The sequence below is a fragment of the Sphaerospermopsis reniformis genome (assembly GCF_005402885.1).
GTDB lineage: Bacteria > Cyanobacteriota > Cyanobacteriia > Cyanobacteriales > Nostocaceae > Sphaerospermopsis > Sphaerospermopsis kisseleviana.
This window is the reverse complement of record NZ_BJCE01000645.1, coordinates 1-251: the sequence shown is the minus strand read 5'-3', so window position 1 is coordinate 251 and position 251 is coordinate 1. Positions and strand designations below refer to the sequence as shown.

Genomic DNA, 251 nt, shown 5'->3' with positions numbered 1-251 from the left:
AGCACCTGAAACTATGAAAATAGTACAGAATGCTGGGTAAATACCAGCCAGAACCTTGAAAACTGCATAGTAACGCGAGGCAGTTCAGTAATCTAGTGCTTTAGCAGCAGATAACTGAAATGAAAAAAAACCAATGTTAAGTGGTCAAGCTAATAAGGGCTAATGGTGGATACCTTGGCACACAGAGGCGAAGAAGGACGTGGTTACCGACGAAATGTTCCGGGGAGTTGGAAGCAAACGGTGAGCCGGAA

At 44.6% G+C, this 251-nt stretch carries 1 rRNA gene; it reads left to right on the top strand.

What is annotated here, in order from left to right:
• Positions 1 to 142: 142 nt before the first annotated feature.
• Positions 143 to 251: ribosomal RNA gene (locus FFR48_RS28700) — 23S ribosomal RNA — on the top strand; the annotation flags it as partial.